This is a genomic window from Allobosea sp. GW823-FHT02B03, from assembly GCF_058797755.1.
In genome coordinates, this window is the sequence record NZ_JBXAJY010000002.1 from 335,362 (window position 1) to 356,449 (window position 21,088).

A 21,088-nucleotide genomic window follows, 5' to 3' on the forward strand; every position below is an offset into this window, starting at 1 on the left:
ACTGAGTCCGTCTCAGGCGAGAGGAGTCCAGAATGGATTTCGGCGGGGCACCCAGAACGATAGCCACCGGCGCCGCGCAGGCGACGGTGCGGACCGATATTGCAATCCAGCCCGGCAGCGCGCCGGTCGAGCTTCCGGCCGAGAAGACCGTGCAGTCCGCCGCGGCTGGCGAGGCCCTCCAGCTCGATATCCGCGCGCGCGCCGATGAGAAGCGCCAGGAGCAGGCGCAGTACCGCCAGAACCAGGACGACGCCGTCAACCGCGAGCGCACCGAGGCGGCCTATCAGAAGCAGGAACGGCGCGAGGCGGTCGACCGGCGCCTGGTGATCGACGCGAAGACCCACAGCATCGTGCTCCAGAAGACGGATCCCGACACCGGCGAGACGGTCGAGCAATTGCCCGACGAGACCATGCTGAAACTGCGCGCCCTCTCCCGCGACATGATGGAGCGAGCCCGCGAGACGAGCACATCCTCCTCGCACGTCGTCGAACGCACGGCCTGAAACCGACCACGAACCGCCAGGCTTTCCATCGCCCGCCGTCGCTCGCCGCAAGGCCGCGCCGGCGGGCGATGGCGTTTCGGCCCGGCCACAACGACGCTCCGGCCCAGCCCAAGCCGTTTCACCTGCAGTTAACCACGCGCCGGTTTCGCCCAAATTCCGGGCAATTCGCCGGGGTGAATTTACCGCTTGTTACGAGATGGACCCCGATGGTCGCCGGGTCCTGGCCAGAACGGCCCGGACGCCAGAAGGCATCATACCAGAAGGGTATTCTACGATGGCTACCGTCTCTCTTTCTTCCGGCGTGCGTAGCGCCCTCTCCTCGCTCGGCTCCACCAAGACCGACGCCCAGCAGGCCCAGTTCCGTCTCGCCACCGGCAAGAAGGTCAACTCGGCCGTCGACAACCCCGTCAACTTCTTCACCGCCGCGGGCCTGAACAGCCGCGCCGGCCAGCTGACCGACCTGCTCGACGGCATCTCCAACGGCGTCCAGACCATCCAGGCCGCGTCGAAGGGCCTCGACTCGATCACCAGCATGGTCAAGTCGCTGCAGTCGACGATCAAGCAGGCTCAGAACGACGCTGCCGCGAACCGTCCCAAGATCGCCTCTGCGCGTGCTCTCGCTACGGACGCCGAAGCCACGGCCCGTAACTCGAGCATCCGTGAAGTCGCTCTCAACAAGACGGTCATCGGAACGACCGTGGATCCCGCCGTGGCGGGCACTGCGGCTGGCAGCCAAGGCAACATCGGCATCAGCGCCGCGACTGCCGGTACCAAGACCCTCCAGCTCAACGCCGGAGCGACCACCGTTGCCGTCAGCATCGCCGCCGGCGATACGGTTCGCGACCTCGTCAACAACATCAATGCCTCGGGTATCGCAACCGCGAGCGTGGGCCAGGACGGCAAGCTGACCGTCACCGGCACGGGCTCGGATGCTCTGTCGCTCACCTTCGGCCAGACCGATGCCGGCGTGTTCACCGCCGACGCCAGCGCCGCCGTGGGCGATGCCGGCAACATCAACGCCGATAGGCTGTTCGGTGACGGCACGGTGGCTGCGACTGATGCCAACGCCATCAAGAACGTTGCCGTTACCGCCAACTCCGTCGTCCGCACCAATCTGGTCACGCAGTTCAACGACCTGCGTACCCAGCTCGATGGTCTGGCGAAGGACTCCGGCTTCAACGGCATCAACCTGCTCGGCGGCGACAAGCTCTCGATCACGTTCAACGAGAAGACCGGCGCTGCCAAGAACAAGCTCGATGTCCAGGGTCAGGAGATCACCGCGTCGAATCTCGGCATCGGCTCGGCCGTCGACGGCAGCGTGACCAATGCCGGCGACTACAACATCCAGAACGATACCGACCTCGCCAAGGCGGCCGATACACTGACCAACGTGCTGACGAACCTGCGCTCGATCGCCTCGACGCTGGGATCGCAGCTCTCGGTCGTCCAGACCCGCCAGGACTTCACCAAGGATCTGGTGAACACCCTGACCCAGGGCGCCGACAACCTGGTCCTCGCCGACACCAACGAGGAAGGCGCCAAGCTGCTCGCCCTGCAGACCCGCCAGCAGCTATCGCAGACGGCTCTGTCGCTGTCGAACCAGGCCGACCAGGCGGTGCTGCGTCTGTTCTGATCCTTCGTCCGCAGAAGCGGGCAAGCCCACAGGATGTGGGCCGAAGTCACGGAAGCGGCGGGGCGAAAGCTCCGCCGCTTTCGCTTTAACTGCCGCGCCGGCCTTTAACCAATTCTTAGCCTTAACAAATGATGATCGGTCGAAACCAAACCGAACAGCGCCGAATCGCGCTTTCAGGGGACCGAAGATGGCGAACACGATTCTCACGGCCGGCGTCAGGCAGAACCTCCTGACCCTGCAGCAGACCACCGCCGAGCAGGGCGCGATCCAGAACCGCCTCGCCACCGGCCGGAAGGTCAATTCGGCCATCGACAACCCCGTCAACTACTTCACATCGCTCGGCCTGAACGACCGCGCCGGCCAGCTGACCGACCTGCTCGACGGCATTTCCAACGGCATCCAGACCATCCAGGCCGCCTCGAAGGGCGTCGACTCGATCATCAACATGGTCAAGTCGCTGCAGTCGACGATCAAGCAGGCCCAGAACGACGCTGCGGCCAACCGTCCCAAGATCGCCTCTGCGCGTGCTCTTGCGCTTGATACCGAAGCGACCGCTCGCGGCTCCAGCATCCGCGAGACCGCTCTCAACAAGACAATCCTCGGCGCGGCCGTGGCCCCTGCCGTAGCCGGCACCGCGGCCGGCAGCCAGGGCAATGTCGGCATCTCCCTCGCATCTGGCACCAACGTCAAGACGCTCCAGATCAAGGCAGGAGCGACCACTTACGACGTCAGCATCGGAGCCACCGACACGCTGCGCGACCTCGTCAACAACATCAATGCTTCCGGCATCGCGACTGCAAACGTTGGGCAGGACGGCAGGCTCACGATCACAGGTAGCGGTTCTGATGCCTTGTCACTGGCTTTCGGCGAGAAGACCGCCGCCGGCGCATTCACCGCCGACCCCACTGCGGCTGCGGGCGATGCCGGCAACATCAACGCCGACAGGTTGTTCGGCGATGGCGCGGTGACCGCGACCGACGCCGCAGCCATCCAGAACGTCGCCGTTACCGCCAACTCCGTCGTTCGCACCAACCTGGTCCAGCAGTTCAACGATCTGCGCGCCCAGCTTGACGACATGGCCGAAGACTCCGGCTTCAACGGCATCAATCTGCTCGGCGGCGACAAGCTCTCGATCACGTTCAACGAGAAGACCGGCGCGAACAAGAACAAGCTCGATGTCCAGGGCCAGCAGATCACCGCGTCGAATCTCGGCATCGGCCGGGCCGTCGATGGCACCGTGACCAATGTCGGCGACTACAACATCCAGAATGACAACGACCTCGCCAAGGCGGCCGATGCGCTGACCAACGTGCTGACGAACCTGCGCTCGATCGCCTCGACCCTGGGGTCGCAGCTCTCGGTCGTCCAGACCCGTCAGGACTTCACCAAGAACATGGTCAACACCCTGACCGTCGGCGCCGACAACCTCGTCCTCGCGGACTCCAACGAGGAAGGCGCCAAGCTGCTTGCGCTCAACACGCGCCAGCAGCTCTCGCAGACGGCGCTGTCGCTGGCCTCGCAGGCCGACCAGGGCGTGCTGCGCCTCTTCGGCTGATCCCGAAAGGCGCCGCCCTCCCCTCCAGCCAGAAGGCAGGAACGACAATGGCCCTCAAGGTCGAGCTCAAGCCGAACGAGCGCATCATCATCGGCTCGGTCGTCATCCGCAACGACGAGCAGCGCACGCGCTTCTTCATCGAGGGCGACGCGCCGATCCTGCGCGAGAAGGACATTCTCACCGCGGCCAGCGCCGACACCCCGGCCAAGAAGATCTATCTCGCTATCCAGCTGATGTATCTGGAGCAGGATCCGACGCACGAGCATGAAGTCTTTTTCCAGCTCGTGCGCGACTTCCTGCAGGCAGCGCCCAGCGCTCTGCCGCATATTCACGAGATCAATAACTGCATTTTAAGCAGCGAGCTCTACAAAGCTCTGAAGGCAGCCAAGAAGCTGATCGCCTACGAAGCGGAACTCATCGAGAATGCAAAACGCGTATAATGCGTATGCCGCTGCCGCCAGATCGGCCCAGACTACCGCCTCCCCGCGCGAACTCGAAGCCTCGCTGCTGATCAAGGCCGCGACGCGGCTGCAATCCGTCGCCGATGACTGGACCATCCGGCAGACCGAGCTCGATGGCGCCCTCAGCTACAATCGCAAGCTCTGGACCTTGCTGGTCTCGGCGGTGATCAAGGAGGACAATCCTCTGCCGGTCGAGATCAAGCGCGGCGTGCTCGGCCTCGCCAACTTCGTGTTCAACCACACCTTCAAGATCGCGGCTGCGCCGGCGCCCGAGCATCTCGGCGTCCTCGTCAGCATCAATCGCGACTTGGCGGCGGGCTTGCGCGGGCGCTGAGCCCTTTCCTGGGCCGCCTCGCTCCTGACTGAATCAAAACGAAAACGCCGCCCGAACTCCGGGCGGCGTTTTCGCTTTTTGGCGACCACCGGCAAGGCGAAGGCGGCGCCGAGCGCCGCCCTGGCCGGTTACAGATAGTTCGTCAGGCTCAGCTTGGAGAGGATCGAGGTCGTCTGGTAGCTCGCCTGAAGCTGGTTCTGGAGCGCCAGGATCTGCACCGCCACTTCCTCGGTGGTGACGTTCTCGATGCCGTCCAGCGTCGTCGTCAGATAGTTCTTGGTCGCGGTGTGCCGTTCCTTGGCCTGCGCCAGCGCCGTCTGCGCCGTGCCGAACTCGACGATGATCTCGGAGGGGTTCTGGACGCCGGGCGGGAAGCCCAGCGCATTGCGCGACCGCTCGGTCATCGCCTCATAGCGCGCCTCGGAATTCGGATCGCTCGCGGGGAAGGTCTCGGCCGCCAGCACCGCGAACTGCGCCAACCCGGTCCGGAACGCTTCCTCGTTGGCGCGCGCGCCGGTCGCGACGATCTGGCTCTGGTCGGCCTGGGTACTGGAGGTGGCGCGCGCCGGGCCGGCCGCGTCGTCGCCCCTGTACCAGATCACCGTATTGGCATCGGTGCCGGGCGCCGGCGCCGTGGACGCGGTGTCGAAGGGTGGCCCTGGCACCCGCAGCGGCGGATTGCTCGGGCTGCCATTGAAGAAATCCTTGGCCGCGACCTGCGCCGACGAGGCCGAGAGGGTGGTGCTGGCCTCGCGCTTCAACGCCGCGTCGATGGTCGCGCGCAAATTCGTCGCCGTCGCATTGTTGTCCGCGCCGATCACGAAGCTGCCATGGGCGCTGCCGTCCGTGCCTTCGGCGCGGGCGGTCAGCGTGATCTCCTCCTTCGTGCCGTCCGGCAGTTCGAGCTTGATCGTCAGCGTCTCGCCGGGCAGCGGGGTTCCGACCACGTTGACCGCGATATCGGCCGGCGGTCCGGCAGTGTAGTTCACCGTCAGCGCCGCCGAATTGGTCGAGGCGCCGGTCAGGTCGAAGCCGTAGGGCGGGTCACCCGCCTCCTTCGCGATCGTTGCCGATGTGCCCGCTCCGCCCGTCGTCAGCCGGCCGAGCCCGTTGGCGCCGAGATCGGCCTGCCGGCGCTCGGAGATCAGCTGCTTCAGCCCGGCGCGGTTGGCGCCGTCTCCGTTCATGATCAGCGAATAGTTGGCGACCGGTTCGACATCGGCCGTGCGGCCGGAGAACAGGTAGCGGCCATTGACGTTGGTGTTGAGCAGATCGAGCGTCTGCTTGAACTTCTCCTCGGCCAGAACCTGCGGCGCGGAGCGTCCGGTCGAGCTCGGCAGATAGCTGCCGGTGCGCGTGTCGCTCACCGTCTCGCGCGTCATCTTGGCGAAGTTCTCGACCGCCGTGGAAGCGAGCTTCAGATTGACTTCCGAGCGCTGGATCCCGGTCAGGTAGCCTTCGAGCGTCGAGAGCTTGTTGTTGAGGTCGAGGCTCCGGCTCCGGTCCATCCCAAGGCCGGCGAAGGTATCGCTCTTCTTCTTGGTGGCGAGCTGGCGTTGCAGGTCGTCGAACTGCGCGCGGCTGGAGACGAACTGGTTCGGCTTGGCCGAGCGATAGGCGCCGGTGCCGGTGGCGGTGATGGTCATGGCGCGGTTTCCTTACAGTCTCAACAGCACGTCGAGCAGCTCCTTGACGGTCGAGATCACCCGCGCATTGGCGGCGTAAGCCGACTGGAGCTCGATCAGGGTCGACATTTCCTGATCGACATTGACCTGTGCATCCTCGAGGAAGCGGCTCTGCACGGCCGCGAGCGCGACCTGCTGCCCCTCGTCGAGCCGCTGGGCGGCGGCGCTCGCCTGCCCCTGCCCGGCCACGACGCGCTGGACGAAGTTCGCCATCGTCATCGAGGAGGTCGCGCCCGAACCGTCGAAGCCGGTGGCGTTGGTGAAGCTGCGCTGGCTCGAGGTCAGCCGGTCGAGCAGGAACTGCGGGCGGGTCGTGTCGCCCTGCGGTGTCGTGGGGGTGAGGAGCACCAGGGACTTGGGGTCGCTGACGAGATTAGGGTTCACCACGATCCGCGAGGCGAAACCGACCGACTGCGCCCCCCCCTCGTAGGACCCGGTATAGGCGCCATTGGCGCGGCCGGAATCGACGAAGAAGGGAAGCTCCGCCGTGCCGCCAGTCAGCGAGTCCTGCGTCGGGCGCGCGATCAGGCCAACGACGTCGCGCGTGCCGGCGGCTCCGTCGTCGACGATGCGCAGCACCGAGCCCGTGTTCGAAATGGTGAAGCCGGGACCGACCGCCGCCTGCATCTGCGCCGCGACCGAGGCCGGGCCGCCGGAGAAGTCGATGCCGATGACGCGGTTGTTGGCATCGCCCTGGGCCGAGGCAGGCAGTGGCAGCGACGCGGCGGAATCGACGCGCACGAAGGTGTAGCGCTGGGTCTGCCCACCGGGCGTGACCTTGTAGTCGAGCGTCACCGTATTGCCGGCCTTCAGGCCGTTGAGGTCGACATCGAAGCCAGTCGCGGCACCCGCGGTGGCTGCCGTTCCCGCGACTTCGCGATCAGACAGCGCGCTCGCAAGCTGGGCGGCGATCTCGTCGAGTTGCGCCTGCGCCTGCACCAGCGTCTTGTCGCGCAGCTCGAGCAGCGCACCGATCTCACCGGAGCGGAAGGTGTTGTTGGCGATGGCGTCGAAGCCGTTGCCGGAGAGATCCCTCGCGACGATCGTGCCGACGCCGCGCTGCGCCGGGTCCGTGCTCCATTGCGCGTTCGGGCCGAGCGCGCTGCGCTGGTCGAACTCGAAGCGGACGGTCGGGCGGCCATCGAAGAGCTGCGTGCCGGAGGCGGCGGTAATGGTGATCGCGCCGCTCGGCTGCTCCTGGGTCCGGATCTCGAGATACTGCGAGAGTTCCGAGACGATCCGGTCGCGCTGGTCGCGCAGATCGGCGTTGCCCGAGCTCGCCTCGCCATTGACGATGCGGGCGTTGACGTTGGTCAGCGAGTCCAGCAGCTCGTTGACCCGGCCGACTGCATTGCCGATGCCCGCCTCGGCCTGGTTGCGCAGCGTCTGCACACCCTCGGAGACCGTGCGCAGCCGGTTCGCGAGCTGGCTTGCGGAGTTAAGGACGGCGGTGCGGTTGGTATAGGAGGACGGATCGTTCCGCAGCGCCTGCAGCGAACTGGTGAAGGTGCTGAACATCGAGTCGAGCGCGGTCGCGCTGCCGGGCGCGCCATAGAGCTGGTCGAGCCCGGCAAAGGCCTCGGCCCGCGTCGCGGTGTAGGCCGCGCCCGAGGTCTCCTGCCAGAGCTGGTGCTGGACGATCCGGTCGAGCAGGCGCTGGACGTTCGGATTGCCGACGCCGACATTGCGCCCGGCATTGGTGTCGACATTCGAGACCGAGCGCCGGACATAGCCGGCGGTGCCGACATTGGCGACGTTCTGCGAGATGACGCCGATGCCGGCCTGCGTGCCGCGCAGGCCGGAAATGGCGGTGTCGAGAGCGGTTCCGAGCCCCATCGTCAACTCCTGTCGTCTCGCCCCGGCCCTCCTGGACCGTCAGGCTCCGGCTGCCCGGTCGTGCTCAGCGGATGATGTTGAAGACGTCGCGCAGCATCTCCTGCGCCGTCGAGATCACCTTGGTGTTGGCCGAATAGGCCTGCTGGGTGACGATCATCTTCGAGAACTCATCGGCGATGTCGGTGTTGGACTGCTCGACATTGCCGCCGATCAGCGCCGCGGTGCCGAGGCCGACGATCGGCGCGCCGGATTCGATCGTCTCTTCGAAAGCGCCGCCGTCGAGGCGCTTCAGCGCGTTGCCGGCGTTGAAGCGGGCAACCGCGATCTGCGCCAGCGCCACGACCTGGCCGTTGCTGAAGGTGCCGATCACCTGACCCTCGTTCGAGATCGAGACCCGGTCGAGTGTGCCGGCGGTGTAGCCGTTCTGACGAATGCTGCGGGCGTCGATCTGGCCGCTGGTGTCGCCGTTCTGGGTCAGGCTGGTGCCGTTGGTGACGATCGTGATGGGAGCGGCGGCGGGCGAGATCGCAGTGCCACCGATCGTCATCGGCGGGATGACGATGTTGCCGTTCGCCGGCAGCGTCATCTTGCCGGTCGAGTCGAAGGTGATGTTCTGATTGATGTTCCGGTAGGCGACCGCCGCGCCGGTCGCGCCGGTATTCTCGGCGACGAACAGGTTCCAGGTGTCGGCGACCGCCGGCGGGCCTGCCGTCGCGTTGGAAATCTTGGCCCAGCGCAGCTCGACGCTCGTCGCCTTGCCGAGCGTGTCGTAGACCGTGACCGAACCGCCTGGGATCGAGCGGTTGAGGAAAGTGGTGAGGTCGCTGCCGACCACGGTGCCGGTACCGCCCGGCGTGATGCTGGGGTTGGTTCCGAAGCCCGTGCCGGCATTGAGCAGCTCGGATCCAAGTGTCGTGGAAACGGCGCTGTTGGTCTTCGGATAGGCCGGGATGTTGGCGCTGTATTCGATCTGCGTCGTCGCCTTGGCCGGGAACTGGTCCTTGGTGATGCGCAGCACATCGGGCTGGCTGCCGATCACCTGGCCGGTGACGGGGTCGATCTTCTGGCCCTTGAGATAGTAGCCGGCGCCGTTGACGAGATAGCCGTCGGCATCGAAATCGAAGTCGCCGCGGCGGGTGTAGAGATTGGTGTTGGCGAACTGGGTCGAGGCGCCGACGCCGCTCTGGCGCTGGTCGACCACGAAGAAGCCGTCGCCATTGATGGCCGCATTGGTGTCGATGCGGGTCGCGTTGAGGTCGCCCTGGATCGTGTTGGTCGCACGGCTATAGGAAGCGACCGAGCCGGCGATCTGCCGGTTCAGCGCTGAATCCGGCACCAGGTCCGAGAAGCTGGTGTCGACCCGCTTGAAGCCGGCGGTACGCGAGTTCGCAATGTTGCCGGAGATATTCTCGAGGGCATAGGACTGGGCCTGCATGCCCGTCACCGCCGTCGTCAGCGCACTGAAAACACCCATCGCAACCTCACCTGGTCAGCAGACCCGGACAGCGCCCCCATGGGCGGCATGTCGAACCGCAGGTGAGTTTGCACAGCCCGTGCCACCGCGAGGGCTGAGATATTTCAAGAGCTTGGATGGTTTTCAGAATCTTTCCCGGCGCTTCCGACCGGGCAGATTCATCCGGCACCGGCAAATTCTGCCGAGCGCGATCGTCGTTTCCGGCGCGAATCGCAGCGCCGGCCCGGAACGACGATGAGGCTCAACCGTCCTTGCCGCCCCAGCCCGACAGGTCGCCCGCCACGTCGGACAATCCCGGCGGCTGCGCCTCGACGAAAGGCAGCGGCCGGCAGACAGCGATCGCGGCAAGGCCGATGCGCGCGGTCAGGAGCCCGTTCAGCACGCCCTCGCCGAGCTTGGCCGAGAGCCTCGCGGCCAGGCCCTGGCCGAGCACCTGCTGGATCACCGCATCGCCGGCCGCGATGCCGCCGGTGACGACGAGATGGCCGAGCACCTGCCGTGCCAGCCGAAGCAGGCCGAGCGTCCCCGGCCGGCCGGCATAGACGCCGGCGACCGCCCGCAGCAGCCGCGCGCAGGCGACGAGCACGAAGACGACGTCGACCAGCGCGCGCGGGCTGACCGCGGTGACCAGCGAGACCCGCCGCGCTGCCTGCGCCACCTGCGCCTGGGCGAGCGCATCGAGCGGGGTCATCAGGCTGCGTTCGGCGACGGTGAGGAGATCGCGCGCAGCCAGCAATTGCGGCGCATGGGCGGCAAGCTCTGCCCGGCCCTTCGCCGTCTCCGCCCGGCCTGAATAGAGCCGTTCGAGATCGGCCGTGACCGCCCGCGCCTTGGCGAGGTCGCTTTCGGCGAGCGCCGCGACGGCACGCTCGCGCAAGGCTTCGACCCTGCGCTCGCGCAGGATGTCGCGCAGCACCCGTCCAAGCATGACGATAAGCGCCAGCGCGGCGAGGCCGGCACAGACCAGCGCCGCAATCCCGACTGCGGGGTTGAGCGCCAGCAGCCACCTGATCGTCTGCTCGGTCCAGATCGCGGCGGAAAGCGCCAGCAGCCCCGAAAGCGCCGCGACGAACAGGCTGCCCCAGCTCAAGGGACGCCGACGCGGAACCGGCGCGGCAAGCGCCGCCTCCGGCTCGATCGGCTCATGCTCGGGTACGATCGCAACGTCGCCGCCGGCAGCCAGCCGCTCGGACAGCTCGTCCTCCGGCCTAGCCGGATCGAGACGGATGGCTCGTGGCGCCTTGCTCACCCTTGCCCTCCCCTCATGACAGCCGGTCGCCGATCAGGAATTCGAGCGCACGGTCGAGGCGGATCTGCGGCGGCGGCGCAAGACGGCCGCCGGCATCGGGCTTGACCAGCGGCGGGCGGAAGCGCGGCGCGCGCACCTGCCAGCGCGGCGTCGCAGGGTCGAAGATCGCCTCCGGCCGCTGCGGCAACTCGCCGGGGAAGATCGCGGCCTCGGTCTGGCCGTCGAAGACCTCGCCGTCGACGATCTCGCCGGCCTCGGGCACGCCGGCGATCGCCGGCAGCTCCTCGCGCCCGTCGCGGATCCGGACCTCGCGCGTGGCGCGGATCGCGGCGAAGGCCATCGCCTCGACCTTGGCGCCGGCGCCCTGCGCCTTGCCCGCGGCACGCGCCACCAGATGCGACATCACATTGGCGAGCCGGTCATGGCTGGTGTGGTGGATATGGTCGGCCTTGGTCGCGGCGAAGAGCACTTTTTCGATCCGCGGCGCGAACAGGCTGGTGAGCCAGGAATTGCGACCGACCGAGAAGGCCGAGAGCGCCTGGCCGAGCGCCGTCTCGAGATCGGCGAGCGCTGCCGGACCGGCATCGAGCGCCGCCAGCGCGTCGACCAGCACGATCTGCCGGTCGAGCCTGGCGAAATGCTCGCGGAAGAACGGCACCACCACGACCCGCTTATAGGCCTCGAAGCGCTCCGCCATCAGCCCGGCGAGCGTGCCCGGCGCAGGCTGGACACCGGGCGGAAGGTCGAGCGGCGCGAAGGTCAGCGCCGGCGAGCCGTCGAGATCGCCCGGCATCAGGAAGCGCCCGGGCGGCGTCACCGCGACGGCCTCGGGGTCGGCCCGTAATGCCGCGAGATAGGCCTTGAAACGCTCGCTCGCCGCCTCCGCTGCCATTTCGTCGACGGGGCCGGCAGGATCGCGTGCCTTCAGGTCGTCGAGCCAGGGCGCCGCAACGGGCAGGCGATGCGGCTTGCGCGCATCGGCGACGGCCTGGGCCGACCAGCCGGCATAGTCCTGATTGATCAGAGCAAGGTCGAGCAGCCACTCGCCGGGATAGTCGACGATGTCGAGCGTCAGCGTCGCCGGCCCCTTGAACCAGCCCTGTGCCCGCTCATAGTCGATCTCCAGCCGCAGCTCGGAGATCCGTCTTGTCGATTCCGGCCAGCGCCGGTCCGGCCCCGACAGGGCGGCGCGATGCGCCTCATAGGGAAAGCGCGGAATATCGGGATCGGGCTGCGGCACCAGCCGCACACGGGCGATCCGCCCTTCCGCCGAAGCCTTCAGCACCGGCAGCCTGGCGCCTTCGACCAGATTCTGGATCAGCGCCGTGGTGAAGACGGTCTTGCCCGAGCGCGACAGGCCGGTGACCCCGATGCGCAGCCGCGGTCGCGCCAGGCCGAGCAGGCTGTCGCCGAAAGCCAGCGCCGCATCGCGGGCCTCGTCGAGATAGGAGGCCGACGCCATCAGGCCGGGCGCCTCACTCGTCCGGCCCCTCGCCCAGCGAGGCGGGCGTGACGAAGCGGTCGAGCCGGCCGGAACGGGGCGCGAGATCGCGCCAGTCCTCGATGTCGAAATCGATCACCGCGAGCCCGGCCGTCGGATACTTCTGGGCCATGCGTGCCGCCGCATAGCGGTCGCCATGACTGGTGAGCTTGGAAGCAAGCTCCTCGAAGCCGGGATTATGGCCGATCATCAGCAGGGTCCGCACCGACGGCTCGACCTCCTGCACCACCTTCAGCAGCCGCTCGGGCGGCGATTCGTAGATCCGCGGCTCGAACTGCGTCGGCGGCTTTTCCGGCAGCATCGGCCGCACCAGCTCCCAGGTCTCGACCGTGCGCTTGGCCGGCGAGATCAGGACAAGGTCGGGAAACAGCAGCTCCTCGGCGAGATAGCGGCCCATCACCGGGGCGGCCTCGCGTCCGCGCACGGCGAGCGGCCGGTCGCGGTCGGCAGTATTGGCGGGCCAGCTCGACTTGGCATGGCGCAGAAGCATCAGGCGGCGCATGGTCGCCATCTAACCACGCCCGCCGGGATTTGCGAGGGCTATGCGCCGATATCGCTCCGGCTCTGGCGCACCGCGCTGACCAGCAACTGCACGAGTTGCTGCGAATAGAGCTTGAGCAGGCGCTCGCGGCCGCCGGGCAGGGTCTCGAATGAGCCAAGCTGGCCATCGATCAGCATGGTCGAAAATCCGTGCGTCAGCGACCAGACGAAGAGGATCGCGCCGAGATCGGCATCCTCGGAATAGCTCGACGGCAACCGCGTCAGCGGATCGTCCGTCATGTGCCGCCCGAGGGCCAGCTTGGTTTCGCGCACCAGGATGCCGAAGGCCCGCAGGCCAGCGCGCATCAGCGCGTCGTCGCCGCGCTTCAGGCCGAGGCGCCCGAAGACGACCCGGAAGCGGCCGGGCCGCGCCAGGGCGGTCGCGAGATAGGCGTCCGCGATCGCCGCGAGCCGGTCGCCGCCGCTGGAGACGGCCTCCGCCACCGCCGTCTCCATCGCATTGGACAGCTCGTCGAAGCCGAGCGTCGCCACCGCGGTCAGCAGGCCCACGAGATTGCCGAAATGATGCGCCGGCGCCGCGGGCGAGACCCCGGCGCGCCGCGCGCATTCGCGCAAGGTGAAGCCGTCGACGCCCTTTTCGGCCAGGACTGCCTCGGCCGCGTCGATCATCGCCTGGCGCAGATCGCCATGATGATAGCCGCCGCGCCCCGCCACCCCCATCGCCATGTCCGACAACTCCATATCTTTACAACGTCAAAATTGAACTTGACGCCGTCAAGATAGCTCAATAGGCAAAGTCGACAACTTAACAGCGTCAAGATCGGAGTTTGCGATGCCGAGCTTTTTCGACGACGCCTTCGCTGTCGCCGGCCGCCTCGCCATCATCGGCTGGCTTTCGCTGATCCTGCTGCCGCGCTGGCGCGGCGTCTCGGCGGCACTCGCCGGCTGGATCATTCCGGCCCTGCTCTCGCTCGGCTACCTCGTGCTGATCGCCGTCTACTGGCACGGCGCCGAAGGCGGCTTCAGCTCGCTCGCCGCGGTTTCCAGCCTGTTCGGCTCGAGGCCGCTGCTGCTCGCAGGCTGGGGGCACTATCTCGCCTTCGACCTGTTCCTCGGGAACTGGATCCTCAGGCGCTCGCAGGAAGAAGAGATTCCGCACTGGCTGATGGTGCCGGTCCTGATCCTGACCTTCCTGTTCGGTCCCGCCGGCTATCTCTCCTGGCTGCTGCTCGCCGCCTGTTTCCGCCTTGCCCGCGAAGACCGCATCGCCCGCTTCCAGGCTAGGCTGCCGGGCTGGCTGCGCGACATCGAGATCGAGCCGCGGCTCGCCGCGGCAGCCTTCGCCATGCTGGCGCTGGCGCTGCCCACCGTGCTTGCCCTGAGCCTCGACGACCGGCTGTTCGGCGGCGTCGGCACCTGGGTGAAGCCGCTGAAATTCGAGCTCTCGGTCGCCTTCTACCTGCTGACGCTCGCGGTCCTCCTGCCGCTGACCAGCGAGCATTTCCGGGCATCATGGGCGGGGCGCTACATGGTCTGGCCGGTGACCGTGCCGATCGTGCTCGAAGTGCTCTACATCGCCTGGCGCGCCTCCCGGGTGGAGGCCTCGCACTATAACCGCGATGACTGGGTCGGCATCGCGCTTTATGTCGCGATGGGCATCGGCGCGGTGATGTTCACGCTCGCGCCCGGCTTCCTCGCCTATGGACTGTCGCGCCGCGACACCGCCCCCATGCCGGAGGTGGTGCGGAGGTCGCTGGTCGTCGGGCTGGCCCTGACTTGCGTCTTCGGCCTCGCCAGCGGCGCGATCCTCAGCTCCAGCGCGAGCGGGCATTATGTCGGCGTCGTGCCCGATGCGCACCGGACGCTTCCCTTCTTCGGCTGGTCGCTGACAATCGGAGACCTGCGCGTCGCGCATTTCCTCGGCCTGCACGCCTTGCAGATCATCCCGGCGATCGGCGTGCTGCTCTGGCTGGCCACGCGGCAGAGCAGAGCCGGGCTCGTCGCGCTCGGGGCGGTCTCGGCCGCCTATGCCGCGATCACCGCGACGGCGCTCGTCGCAGCGCTGCAAGCACGCCCACTGCTCGGGCTGGGCTAACCCTCAGCCGGACCGGGATCGAGCGTCAGATCTTCTAGGCCCGCTTCATAGCGCAGCAGGTCACCCGGCTGGCAGTCGAGCACCGCGCAGATCCGGCCGAGCGTATCGAAGCGCATGCCGCGGACCTTGCCGGATTTCAGCTGCGAGACCTGCTGCTCGGTCAACCCGATGCGCTGGGCGAGTTCCTTCGAGCGCATCTTGCGACGCGCCAGCATGACATCGAGTTCGACGATGATCGGCATCGCCAAGCTCCTACACGAAACTCTGATTCTCGTCCGCGAGCCGCACCGCCTCCTTGAGCACCAGCCCGAAGGCGACCAGCGCCGCACCGGCCGCCAGCGCGCCGAACGTACCGGGATCGAGCGTGATCGCCAGCTGCTTGTGGCCTGACGGGTTGTCGAAGGTCAGCGCGACGCTCTGCAACGCGCGCGTCACCGGCGTCGCCAGGCCCATCGCCGTCAGCAGCCAGCCGACCCGCGTGAGGCGCTCCGCATTCGCCTCCTCCAGCACCTGACCGCGGCTGAAACGGCCGAACAGCCCGGCGAGACGCAGCATCGCCGCGACGAAGAGACCAGCCGGCACGAGGCCGACCGCAAGCGCGATCCAGTAGCCGCGCACAGAGAGCGGGCCGATCGGCGCACTCACCCCGACCGTACCGCGAGCATAGGCGGCGAGCTGCTCAGGATCGCGCCAGAGCCAAACCGCACCGAAGGCCATCAGGGCAGCCGCCGCGAAGCAGGCGAAACGGGCGATCGTGCTCACGCGGCGCAGCCTCGTCATCGCGGCGAGGCCTTGGGGCGAGCTTAGAGAGGGCGTCATATTGCTTCGCTCCATGATTGACAAAATTAAACTAAGAGATGAATTTCTGAATGTCAAAACCATTCAATCGAGAACCACCATGCGCATCGCCCTGCCCGCCAAACTGCTGCTTTTCAGCCTCATCGCCGGTTGCGGCCACGTTCCGCTGAGCTCGCTGCCGAAACTGTCGAAGGTCGATATCAAGACGACGAACCTCGCCGAGCTGCGCGCCGGCATCAGCCTGCCCGCCGACATCCGCACATTGCCCGGCGGCGTCACCATGACGCTCGTCGCCTTGCCGAAGGATGGCGGCCGCCATGAGCGGAAGATCGCGCTGGAGGAGGTCCGCGACGCGGTCGAGCTCGCCAAGCTGCCGACCATGGCAGCGCCCGGTCGGCGCTTCACGCTGTTCAAGCTGGGTACGGGCGATGCCGCCCGGCTCGGCGCCTTCCGCGAGGAGATGTTCGCCGGGCCGCAGAACAGCGGCAATCGCGGCAGCCTGTCGCTTGAGGCGAACAAGGCCTGCCGGCTGGGCGAGCTCACAGGCAAACCGATCGCGATGAGCGGCTACCTCAGAACGTCGGAAACGCAGGACTATGTCCTGCTGATGCGCGATTTCGATCTCAGGCAGGCCGTCCGCGAGATCGATCCCAAGCTCGATCTCGCCGCCGCCATCCCGCCTTGCGATGAGATCCCGCCGGCGAAGCTCAGCGGCTCTCGCGCCGAACCATGAAGGCGAGCTTCTCGAACAGCGAGACGTCCTGCTCGTTCTTCAGGAGCGCGCCGTGCAGCGGCGGGATCAGCTTGCGGGGATCGCGCTCGCGCAGCACCTCGGGGCCGATATCCTCGGCGACGAGCAGCTTCAGCCAGTCGAGCAGCTCCGAGGTCGACGGTTTCTTCTTGATGCCCGGCACCTCGCGGACCTCGAAGAACAGGCGCAGCGCCTCCTCCATCAGCCGCTTCTTGATGCCCGGGAAATGCACCTCGATGATCGCCTGCATCGTCTCGGCGTCGGGGAAGCGGATATAGTGGAAGAAGCAGCGGCGCAGGAAAGCGTCCGGCAGCTCCTTCTCGTTGTTGGAGGTGATGATCATCACCGGGCGCTGCGCGGCGCGGATGGTCTCGCCGGTCTCGTAGACATGGAATTCCATGCGGTCGAGCTCGAGCAGCAGGTCGTTGGGGAACTCGATATCGGCCTTGTCGATCTCGTCGATCAGCAGCACCGGGCGCACCGGCGAGACGAAGGCCTCCCAGAGCTTGCCGCGCTTGATGTAGTTGGCGATGTCGGAGACGCGGGCATCGCCGAGCTGGCTGTCGCGCAGGCGGCTGACCGCATCGTATTCGTAGAGCCCCTGCTGCGCCTTGGTCGTCGACTTGACGTGCCAGGTGATCAGCGGCGCCCCAAGCGCGGCGGCGATCTCCTCGGCCAGCACGGTCTTGCCGGTGCCGGGCTCGCCCTTGACCAGCAGCGGCCGCTCCAGGCGGATCGCGGCATTGACGGCGACGGTGAGATCCTCGGTGGCGACGTAAGAAGCGGTGCCGGTGAAGCGCATGCGTAACCCTTCGCTATCGGAGGGGCCACGGCCCGCGGCCTCCCGGCCCGCATCGCGACGGGCCTTCGTCGAGGTCTAGTCGCCGGCTCCCGGCCCGGCAAGTTTTCGCGCGGGAGCCGCTTGATTTTGTTGTGTCGTCGCGGCGCAGCACGCAAAATTCGGCATCAGCTGAATCGTCCGTTCGCTTCGGGGGGCATGTGGCCGCAACGATCGACCCCTCAACCTATCGCGACGCCGTGGTCGTCCTGGCGACGGCCGGCGTCATCGTGCCTTTCGCGAAGCGCTTCCGCGTCAACTCGGTCGTCGCCTTCATCGCATGCGGCGCCTTGCTCGGGCCATTCGGCCTCGGCGGGCTCGTCGCCAAGGTGCCGCTGCTGCGCACCATCACTGTTTCCAATGCCGATGCCCTGGCCGGCCCGGCCGAACTCGGCATCGCCTTCCTGCTCTTCATCATCGGTCTCGAGCTGTCCTATGACCGGCTGATGACGATGCGGCGGCTGGTCTTCGGCCTCGGCCTCGGCCAGGTCGCGGTTTCCGCCAGCGTCATCGGCGCGGTCGCCTATGCCTTCGGCCAGCCGGCGACGGCGGCGCTGATCATCGGCACTGCGCTGGCGCTCTCCTCGACGGCGATGGTGGTGGAGCTGCTCTCGGCCCACCGCCGGATAACCTCCTCGGCCGGCCGCGCCAGTTTCGCGATCCTGCTCTGCCAGGACCTCGCCGTCATCCCGCTGCTCTTCCTGATCAGCGTGCTCGGCTCGCAGGAGAACGGCTCGCTGCTGGCCGGCCTCGCCCAGGCGCTGCTCCAGGCGGTCGCGGCGATCGCCGCCATCATCGTGATCGGGCGCGTCGCCATGCGCCCGCTGTTCCGGCTTGTCGCTTCAACCGACTCCTCCGAGAGCTTCCTGGCGGCGACCCTGCTGGTCGCGCTCGGCACCGGGCTGATCGCCGCCGCAGCCGGCCTGTCCATGGGGCTGGGCGCCTTCATCGCCGGGCTGCTGCTCGCCGAAACCGAGTATCGCCGCGCCATCGAGGTCACGATCGAGCCGTTCAAGGCTCTGCTGATCGGCGTCTTCTTCCTCACCGTCGGCATGAGCGTGAACCCGGCGGCGCTCGCGGCCCAGCCATGGGCGATCATCGCGATCGCGCTCGGACTTTTCCTCGCCAAGGCGGTGATCACCTTCCTGCTGGCGCGCTTCTTCCGGCTCGGGCGTGCGACGGCCCTGGAGAGCGCGATCCTGATCGGCCCCGGCGGCGAGTTCGCCTTCGTCCTGCTCAGCGCCTCGGTTGCGGCCGAACTCGTCGAACGATCAGCCTCGAGCCTCGTGCTGGCGGCGGTATCACTGACCATGATTTCCTTGCCCCTGGCCGCCCGGCTCGCGCGGACGCTGGCGGCGCGCTTCGCCCCGACGGTCACTCTGCCCGAGGAGGCCCGCATCCTGCCGCCCGAAGACCACGCCGCGCGCGCGCTCGTCGTCGGCTGCGGCCGCGTCGGGCGCCTGGTTGGCGAGATGCTGGAACAGCACAAGGCGCCTTTCCTGGTGATCGATGCCGATCCGGCCCTCGTCGCCAGCCAGCGCCGCGCCGGGCGGCCGGCCTTCTTCGGCGACGCGTCCAGGCCCGAATTCCTGCGCCTCTGCGGGCTGCAGGAGGCGACCGCGCTGATCGTGACGATCGACAACCAGCGCGCCGTCGACGAGATCGTCAAGGCCGCGCGCGCCATGCGGCCGGACCTCGTGATCGTCGCCCGCGCCCGCGACGCCAGGCATGCCCGCCATCTCTATGAGATCGGCGTCAACGACGCCGTGCCGGAGACGATCGAGGCCAGCCTGCAGCTATCGGAAGCCGCGCTCGTCGGCCTCGGCGTGCCGATGGGCCTGGTCATCGCCTCCGTGCATCAGCGCCGCGACGATTTCCGCAGCGAGCTCAAGCCGGCGAGCGCGCCCGGCCGTTCGCTTCCCCGCCACGCGCGCTCGCGAAGGCTGTGACGTTCTGCACGGGCGCCGGCCGCGTTGCGGTGCCCTGCGCGGCCCGGCGGATATGCCCGTAGAACTGTTCGGCACTGCTCTGCCAGCTATGGCGCGCCGCCAGCTCCGGCCCCGCCTCGCGCGACAGCCTGAGCGCCGAGAGCGCCGCCTGACGCAGATCCTCATGCAGCACCGCCGCATTGCTGCCGGCGAAGACGTCGCTCGGCCCCTGCACCGGGAAGGCTGCGACCGGCAGGCCGCTCGCCGCCGCCTCGAGCAGGACGATGCCGAAGGTGTCGGTCAGGCTCGGGAAGACGAAGACGTCCGAGGAGGCGTAGATGGCCGCGAGCTCCTCGCCCTCGCGCGAGCCCAGGAAATGGGCCTCCGGAAAGGCACGCTTCAGGTCCGCGAGGGCCGGCCCGTCGCCGACCACGACCTTGCTGCCCGGCAGGCGTAGCGACAGGAACGCCTCGAGGTTCTTCTCGACCGCGACCCGGCCGACGCTGAGGAAGATCGGCCGCGGCAGGTCGAGCACGCTCGCGGCCCGCGGATGGAACAGGGAGAGATCGACGCCGCGGCCCCAGCGCAGGATGTGCTCGAAGCCGTGGTCGCGCAGCTCGGCCTCGACCGTCGCCGTCGAGACCATCACCCCGGCCGCCGGCGCGTGGAAGCGGCGCAGGAAGCGGTAGCTCCAGCTTTCGGGAATCGGCCAGCGGGCGGCGACATATTGCGGGAAGCGGGTGTGGTAGCTCGTCGTGAAGGTGCGCTTCTGGGCGAGGCAGACCGCCCGGGTCAGCCAGCCGATCGGCCCTTCGGTCGCGATGTGGATATGGTCGGGGCCGAACTCTGCTATGCGCCTTGCGACCTGCTGCTGGCTGGCGAGCGCGATGCGGATGTCCGGATAGGACGGCAGGCCGACCTGCCGAAAACCTTCCGGCGTCAGCATCTGCGCCGTGACACCGAAATCGGGCGCCGCCTCGAACATCCGCTCCAGCGAGCGCACGACGCCGTTGATCTGCGGCCGCCAGGCGTCGGTGGCGATCAGGACGCGCATCAGGCGGCCTCGCCGACCAGCACCGGCGCCGGCCGCTGCGGGGCGGACACGGCCGACAGGCCCGGATTCTCGCCCCTGAAGCGGTGCTGCGGCCAGCGGATGATCTCGAAGCGGCCGTCGTCATGCTCGACGACCGCGGTGCAGCTCTCCACCCAGTCGCCGGTGTTGATATAGGTCAGCCCGTCGATCTGGCGCTGCGTCGCATGGTGGATATGGCCGCAGATCACGCCGTCGGCCTTGTGCCGGCGCGCCTCGTCGGCCAGGCACTGCTCGAACTCGCCGATATAGTTGACCGCGTTCTTGACCTTGTGCTTGGCCCAGGCCGAGAGCGACCAGTGCGGCAGGCGCAGGGTCCGGCGCACCTTGTTGATCCCGTGGTTCAGCACGAGCGCGCAGGTGTAGGCCCAGTCGCCCAGCAGCGCGAGCCATTTGGCGTTGCGCACGACGAGGTCGAACAGGTCGCCATGGATCACCAGCATCCGCCGGCCATCGGCGGCCTCATGGATGATCTCGTCGACCAGCGTAATCCCGCCGAACTGCAGCCCGGTGTAGTCGCGCAGGAAGTCGTCGTGATTGCCGGTGACGTAGACCAGCTTCGAGCCCTTGCGCACCTTGCGCAGCAGCTTCTGCACCACGTCGTTATGGGCCTGCGGGAAGTACCAGCCGTTCTTCAGGCGCCAGCCGTCGATGATGTCGCCGACCAGATAGATCTGCGGCGCGTCATAGGCCCGCAGGAACTCCAGAACGAGGTCCGCCTGCGCCCCGCGCGTACCCAGATGCAGGTCGGAGATGAAGATGCTGCGAACCTGCTTGGCGTCGCTGTCGTCGCTCATGTGCCGCCAGCCCATCCTGTTGCAATGCGAGAGCCGGATCTGCCCGGATTGGGACAATC

The 21,088-nt window shown here is 67.6% G+C and carries 20 protein-coding genes; 8 read left to right on the plus strand and 12 right to left on the minus strand.

Annotated features, from left to right (window positions below; translation table 11 throughout):
* Positions 1 to 32: 32 nt before the first annotated feature.
* From AC1REK_RS06465 to flaF, 5 genes are all read left to right on the plus strand, one after another.
* Complete coding sequence (locus tag AC1REK_RS06465) at positions 33 to 503, plus strand: flagellar protein FlaG (protein ID WP_492268643.1); 471 nt, start codon at positions 33 to 35, stop codon at positions 501 to 503.
* Between the two features lie 274 nt (positions 504 to 777).
* Positions 778 to 2,136, plus strand: a complete 1,359-nt coding sequence (locus AC1REK_RS06470) for a flagellin N-terminal helical domain-containing protein (protein ID WP_492268642.1) — start codon at positions 778 to 780, stop codon at positions 2,134 to 2,136.
* A gap of 187 nt (positions 2,137 to 2,323) precedes the next feature.
* A complete protein-coding gene (locus tag AC1REK_RS06475) occupies positions 2,324 to 3,691 on the plus strand; it encodes a flagellin N-terminal helical domain-containing protein (protein ID WP_492268641.1) in 1,368 nt (455 codons plus the stop codon).
* A gap of 47 nt (positions 3,692 to 3,738) precedes the next feature.
* A complete protein-coding gene (flbT, locus tag AC1REK_RS06480; RefSeq protein WP_492268640.1) occupies positions 3,739 to 4,131 on the plus strand; it encodes a flagellar biosynthesis repressor FlbT in 393 nt (130 codons plus the stop codon).
* Complete coding sequence (gene flaF / locus AC1REK_RS06485) at positions 4,115 to 4,486, plus strand: flagellar biosynthesis regulator FlaF (protein ID WP_492268639.1); 372 nt, start codon at positions 4,115 to 4,117, stop codon at positions 4,484 to 4,486. Before flbT ends, flaF begins: the two co-directional genes overlap by 17 nt.
* 128 nt (positions 4,487 to 4,614) lie before the next feature.
* Here the strand turns inward: flaF and AC1REK_RS06490 are convergent, their stop codons facing one another.
* The 7 genes from AC1REK_RS06490 to AC1REK_RS06520 form a co-directional block, all read right to left on the minus strand.
* Positions 4,615 to 6,132: a flagellar biosynthesis protein FlgL gene (locus tag AC1REK_RS06490; protein WP_327520677.1), complete on the minus strand. Its 1,518-nt coding sequence runs from the start codon at positions 6,130 to 6,132 to the stop codon at positions 4,615 to 4,617.
* A 12-nt stretch (positions 6,133 to 6,144) separates the two neighbouring features.
* Positions 6,145 to 8,007, minus strand: coding sequence for a flagellar hook-associated protein FlgK (flgK, locus tag AC1REK_RS06495; RefSeq protein WP_492268638.1), 1,863 nt, complete (start codon positions 8,005 to 8,007; stop codon positions 6,145 to 6,147).
* 64 nt (positions 8,008 to 8,071) lie between these two features.
* Positions 8,072 to 9,481 (minus strand): flagellar hook protein FlgE, encoded by a 1,410-nt coding sequence (locus AC1REK_RS06500; RefSeq protein WP_066472258.1) that lies wholly within the window; start codon positions 9,479 to 9,481, stop codon positions 8,072 to 8,074.
* A gap of 241 nt (positions 9,482 to 9,722) precedes the next feature.
* The gene (locus tag AC1REK_RS06505) at positions 9,723 to 10,730 is read right to left on the minus strand and encodes a YcjF family protein (RefSeq protein WP_492268637.1); all 1,008 of its coding nucleotides are present in this window, start codon (positions 10,728 to 10,730) and stop codon (positions 9,723 to 9,725) included.
* Between the two features lie 13 nt (positions 10,731 to 10,743).
* On the minus strand, positions 10,744 to 12,192 hold the full coding sequence (locus AC1REK_RS06510; RefSeq protein WP_492268636.1) for a YcjX family GTP-binding protein: 1,449 nt from the start codon (positions 12,190 to 12,192) through the stop codon (positions 10,744 to 10,746).
* A 13-nt stretch (positions 12,193 to 12,205) separates the two neighbouring features.
* Positions 12,206 to 12,733: a SixA phosphatase family protein gene (locus AC1REK_RS06515; RefSeq protein ID WP_492268690.1), complete on the minus strand. Its 528-nt coding sequence runs from the start codon at positions 12,731 to 12,733 to the stop codon at positions 12,206 to 12,208.
* Positions 12,734 to 12,771: 38 nt separating this feature from the next.
* On the minus strand, positions 12,772 to 13,458 hold the full coding sequence (locus tag AC1REK_RS06520) for a TetR/AcrR family transcriptional regulator (protein ID WP_327520682.1): 687 nt from the start codon (positions 13,456 to 13,458) through the stop codon (positions 12,772 to 12,774).
* A gap of 106 nt (positions 13,459 to 13,564) precedes the next feature.
* Between AC1REK_RS06520 and AC1REK_RS06525 the strand changes: the two genes are divergently transcribed.
* Positions 13,565 to 14,827, plus strand: a complete 1,263-nt coding sequence (locus AC1REK_RS06525; protein WP_492268635.1) for an ABA4-like family protein — start codon at positions 13,565 to 13,567, stop codon at positions 14,825 to 14,827.
* Here the strand turns inward: AC1REK_RS06525 and AC1REK_RS06530 are convergent.
* Together AC1REK_RS06530 and AC1REK_RS06535 are read right to left on the minus strand one after the other, a co-directional pair.
* Positions 14,824 to 15,069, minus strand: coding sequence for a helix-turn-helix domain-containing protein (locus AC1REK_RS06530; RefSeq protein ID WP_492268634.1), 246 nt, complete (start codon positions 15,067 to 15,069; stop codon positions 14,824 to 14,826). The two genes, AC1REK_RS06525 and AC1REK_RS06530, sit on opposite strands and share 4 nt — an antisense overlap.
* Before the next feature lie 10 nt (positions 15,070 to 15,079).
* Positions 15,080 to 15,589 carry a DUF2975 domain-containing protein gene (locus tag AC1REK_RS06535; protein WP_327520684.1) on the minus strand — a complete coding sequence of 170 codons (510 nt, stop codon included), beginning with the start codon at positions 15,587 to 15,589 and terminating at the stop codon, positions 15,080 to 15,082.
* On the opposite strand from AC1REK_RS06535, the gene AC1REK_RS06540 reads away from it, so the two are divergent.
* Complete coding sequence (locus AC1REK_RS06540; protein ID WP_492268633.1) at positions 15,582 to 16,358, plus strand: hypothetical protein; 777 nt, start codon at positions 15,582 to 15,584, stop codon at positions 16,356 to 16,358. The two genes, AC1REK_RS06535 and AC1REK_RS06540, sit on opposite strands and share 8 nt — an antisense overlap.
* On the opposite strand, the gene AC1REK_RS06545 is transcribed toward AC1REK_RS06540, so the two are convergent.
* Positions 16,333 to 17,178: an AAA family ATPase gene (locus AC1REK_RS06545; RefSeq protein ID WP_327520686.1), complete on the minus strand. Its 846-nt coding sequence runs from the start codon at positions 17,176 to 17,178 to the stop codon at positions 16,333 to 16,335. The genes AC1REK_RS06540 and AC1REK_RS06545 overlap by 26 nt on opposite strands.
* A 197-nt stretch (positions 17,179 to 17,375) precedes the next feature.
* Here AC1REK_RS06545 and AC1REK_RS06550 point away from each other — a divergent pair, with 197 nt between their 5' ends.
* On the plus strand, positions 17,376 to 19,163 hold the full coding sequence (locus AC1REK_RS06550; protein ID WP_492268632.1) for a cation:proton antiporter domain-containing protein: 1,788 nt from the start codon (positions 17,376 to 17,378) through the stop codon (positions 19,161 to 19,163).
* Here the strand turns inward: AC1REK_RS06550 and AC1REK_RS06555 are convergent.
* Both AC1REK_RS06555 and AC1REK_RS06560 read right to left on the minus strand, forming a co-directional pair.
* Positions 19,102 to 20,196, minus strand: coding sequence for a glycosyltransferase family 4 protein (locus AC1REK_RS06555; protein WP_492268631.1), 1,095 nt, complete (start codon positions 20,194 to 20,196; stop codon positions 19,102 to 19,104). The two genes, AC1REK_RS06550 and AC1REK_RS06555, sit on opposite strands and share 62 nt — an antisense overlap.
* Complete coding sequence (locus tag AC1REK_RS06560; protein WP_327520689.1) at positions 20,196 to 21,029, minus strand: UDP-2,3-diacylglucosamine diphosphatase; 834 nt, start codon at positions 21,027 to 21,029, stop codon at positions 20,196 to 20,198. Before AC1REK_RS06560 ends, AC1REK_RS06555 begins: the two co-directional genes overlap by 1 nt.
* Between the last annotated feature and the right edge of the window lie 59 nt (positions 21,030 to 21,088).

What these genes read in the sequence shown, in the direction of transcription:
- AC1REK_RS06520 (WP_327520682.1), bottom strand. Translation starts at nt 13,458, where the DNA reads ATGGCGATGGGGGTGGCGGGGCGCGGCGGCTATCATCATGGCGATCTG.
- AC1REK_RS06475 (WP_492268641.1), top strand. Translation starts at nt 2,324, where the DNA reads ATGGCGAACACGATTCTCACGGCCGGCGTCAGGCAGAACCTCCTGACC.
- AC1REK_RS06555 (WP_492268631.1), bottom strand. Translation starts at nt 20,196, where the DNA reads ATGCGCGTCCTGATCGCCACCGACGCCTGGCGGCCGCAGATCAACGGC.
- AC1REK_RS06525 (WP_492268635.1), top strand. Translation starts at nt 13,565, where the DNA reads ATGCCGAGCTTTTTCGACGACGCCTTCGCTGTCGCCGGCCGCCTCGCC.
- AC1REK_RS06500 (WP_066472258.1), bottom strand. Translation starts at nt 9,481, where the DNA reads ATGGGTGTTTTCAGTGCGCTGACGACGGCGGTGACGGGCATGCAGGCC.
- AC1REK_RS06560 (WP_327520689.1), bottom strand. Translation starts at nt 21,029, where the DNA reads ATGAGCGACGACAGCGACGCCAAGCAGGTTCGCAGCATCTTCATCTCC.
- AC1REK_RS06515 (WP_492268690.1), bottom strand. Translation starts at nt 12,733, where the DNA reads ATGCGCCGCCTGATGCTTCTGCGCCATGCCAAGTCGAGCTGGCCCGCC.
- flaF (WP_492268639.1), top strand. Translation starts at nt 4,115, where the DNA reads ATGCAAAACGCGTATAATGCGTATGCCGCTGCCGCCAGATCGGCCCAG.
- AC1REK_RS06510 (WP_492268636.1), bottom strand. Translation starts at nt 12,192, where the DNA reads ATGGCGTCGGCCTCCTATCTCGACGAGGCCCGCGATGCGGCGCTGGCT.
- AC1REK_RS06490 (WP_327520677.1), bottom strand. Translation starts at nt 6,132, where the DNA reads ATGACCATCACCGCCACCGGCACCGGCGCCTATCGCTCGGCCAAGCCG.
- AC1REK_RS06530 (WP_492268634.1), bottom strand. Translation starts at nt 15,069, where the DNA reads ATGCCGATCATCGTCGAACTCGATGTCATGCTGGCGCGTCGCAAGATG.
- AC1REK_RS06470 (WP_492268642.1), top strand. Translation starts at nt 778, where the DNA reads ATGGCTACCGTCTCTCTTTCTTCCGGCGTGCGTAGCGCCCTCTCCTCG.
- AC1REK_RS06465 (WP_492268643.1), top strand. Translation starts at nt 33, where the DNA reads ATGGATTTCGGCGGGGCACCCAGAACGATAGCCACCGGCGCCGCGCAG.
- flgK (WP_492268638.1), bottom strand. Translation starts at nt 8,007, where the DNA reads ATGGGGCTCGGAACCGCTCTCGACACCGCCATTTCCGGCCTGCGCGGC.
- flbT (WP_492268640.1), top strand. Translation starts at nt 3,739, where the DNA reads ATGGCCCTCAAGGTCGAGCTCAAGCCGAACGAGCGCATCATCATCGGC.
- AC1REK_RS06545 (WP_327520686.1), bottom strand. Translation starts at nt 17,178, where the DNA reads ATGCGCTTCACCGGCACCGCTTCTTACGTCGCCACCGAGGATCTCACC.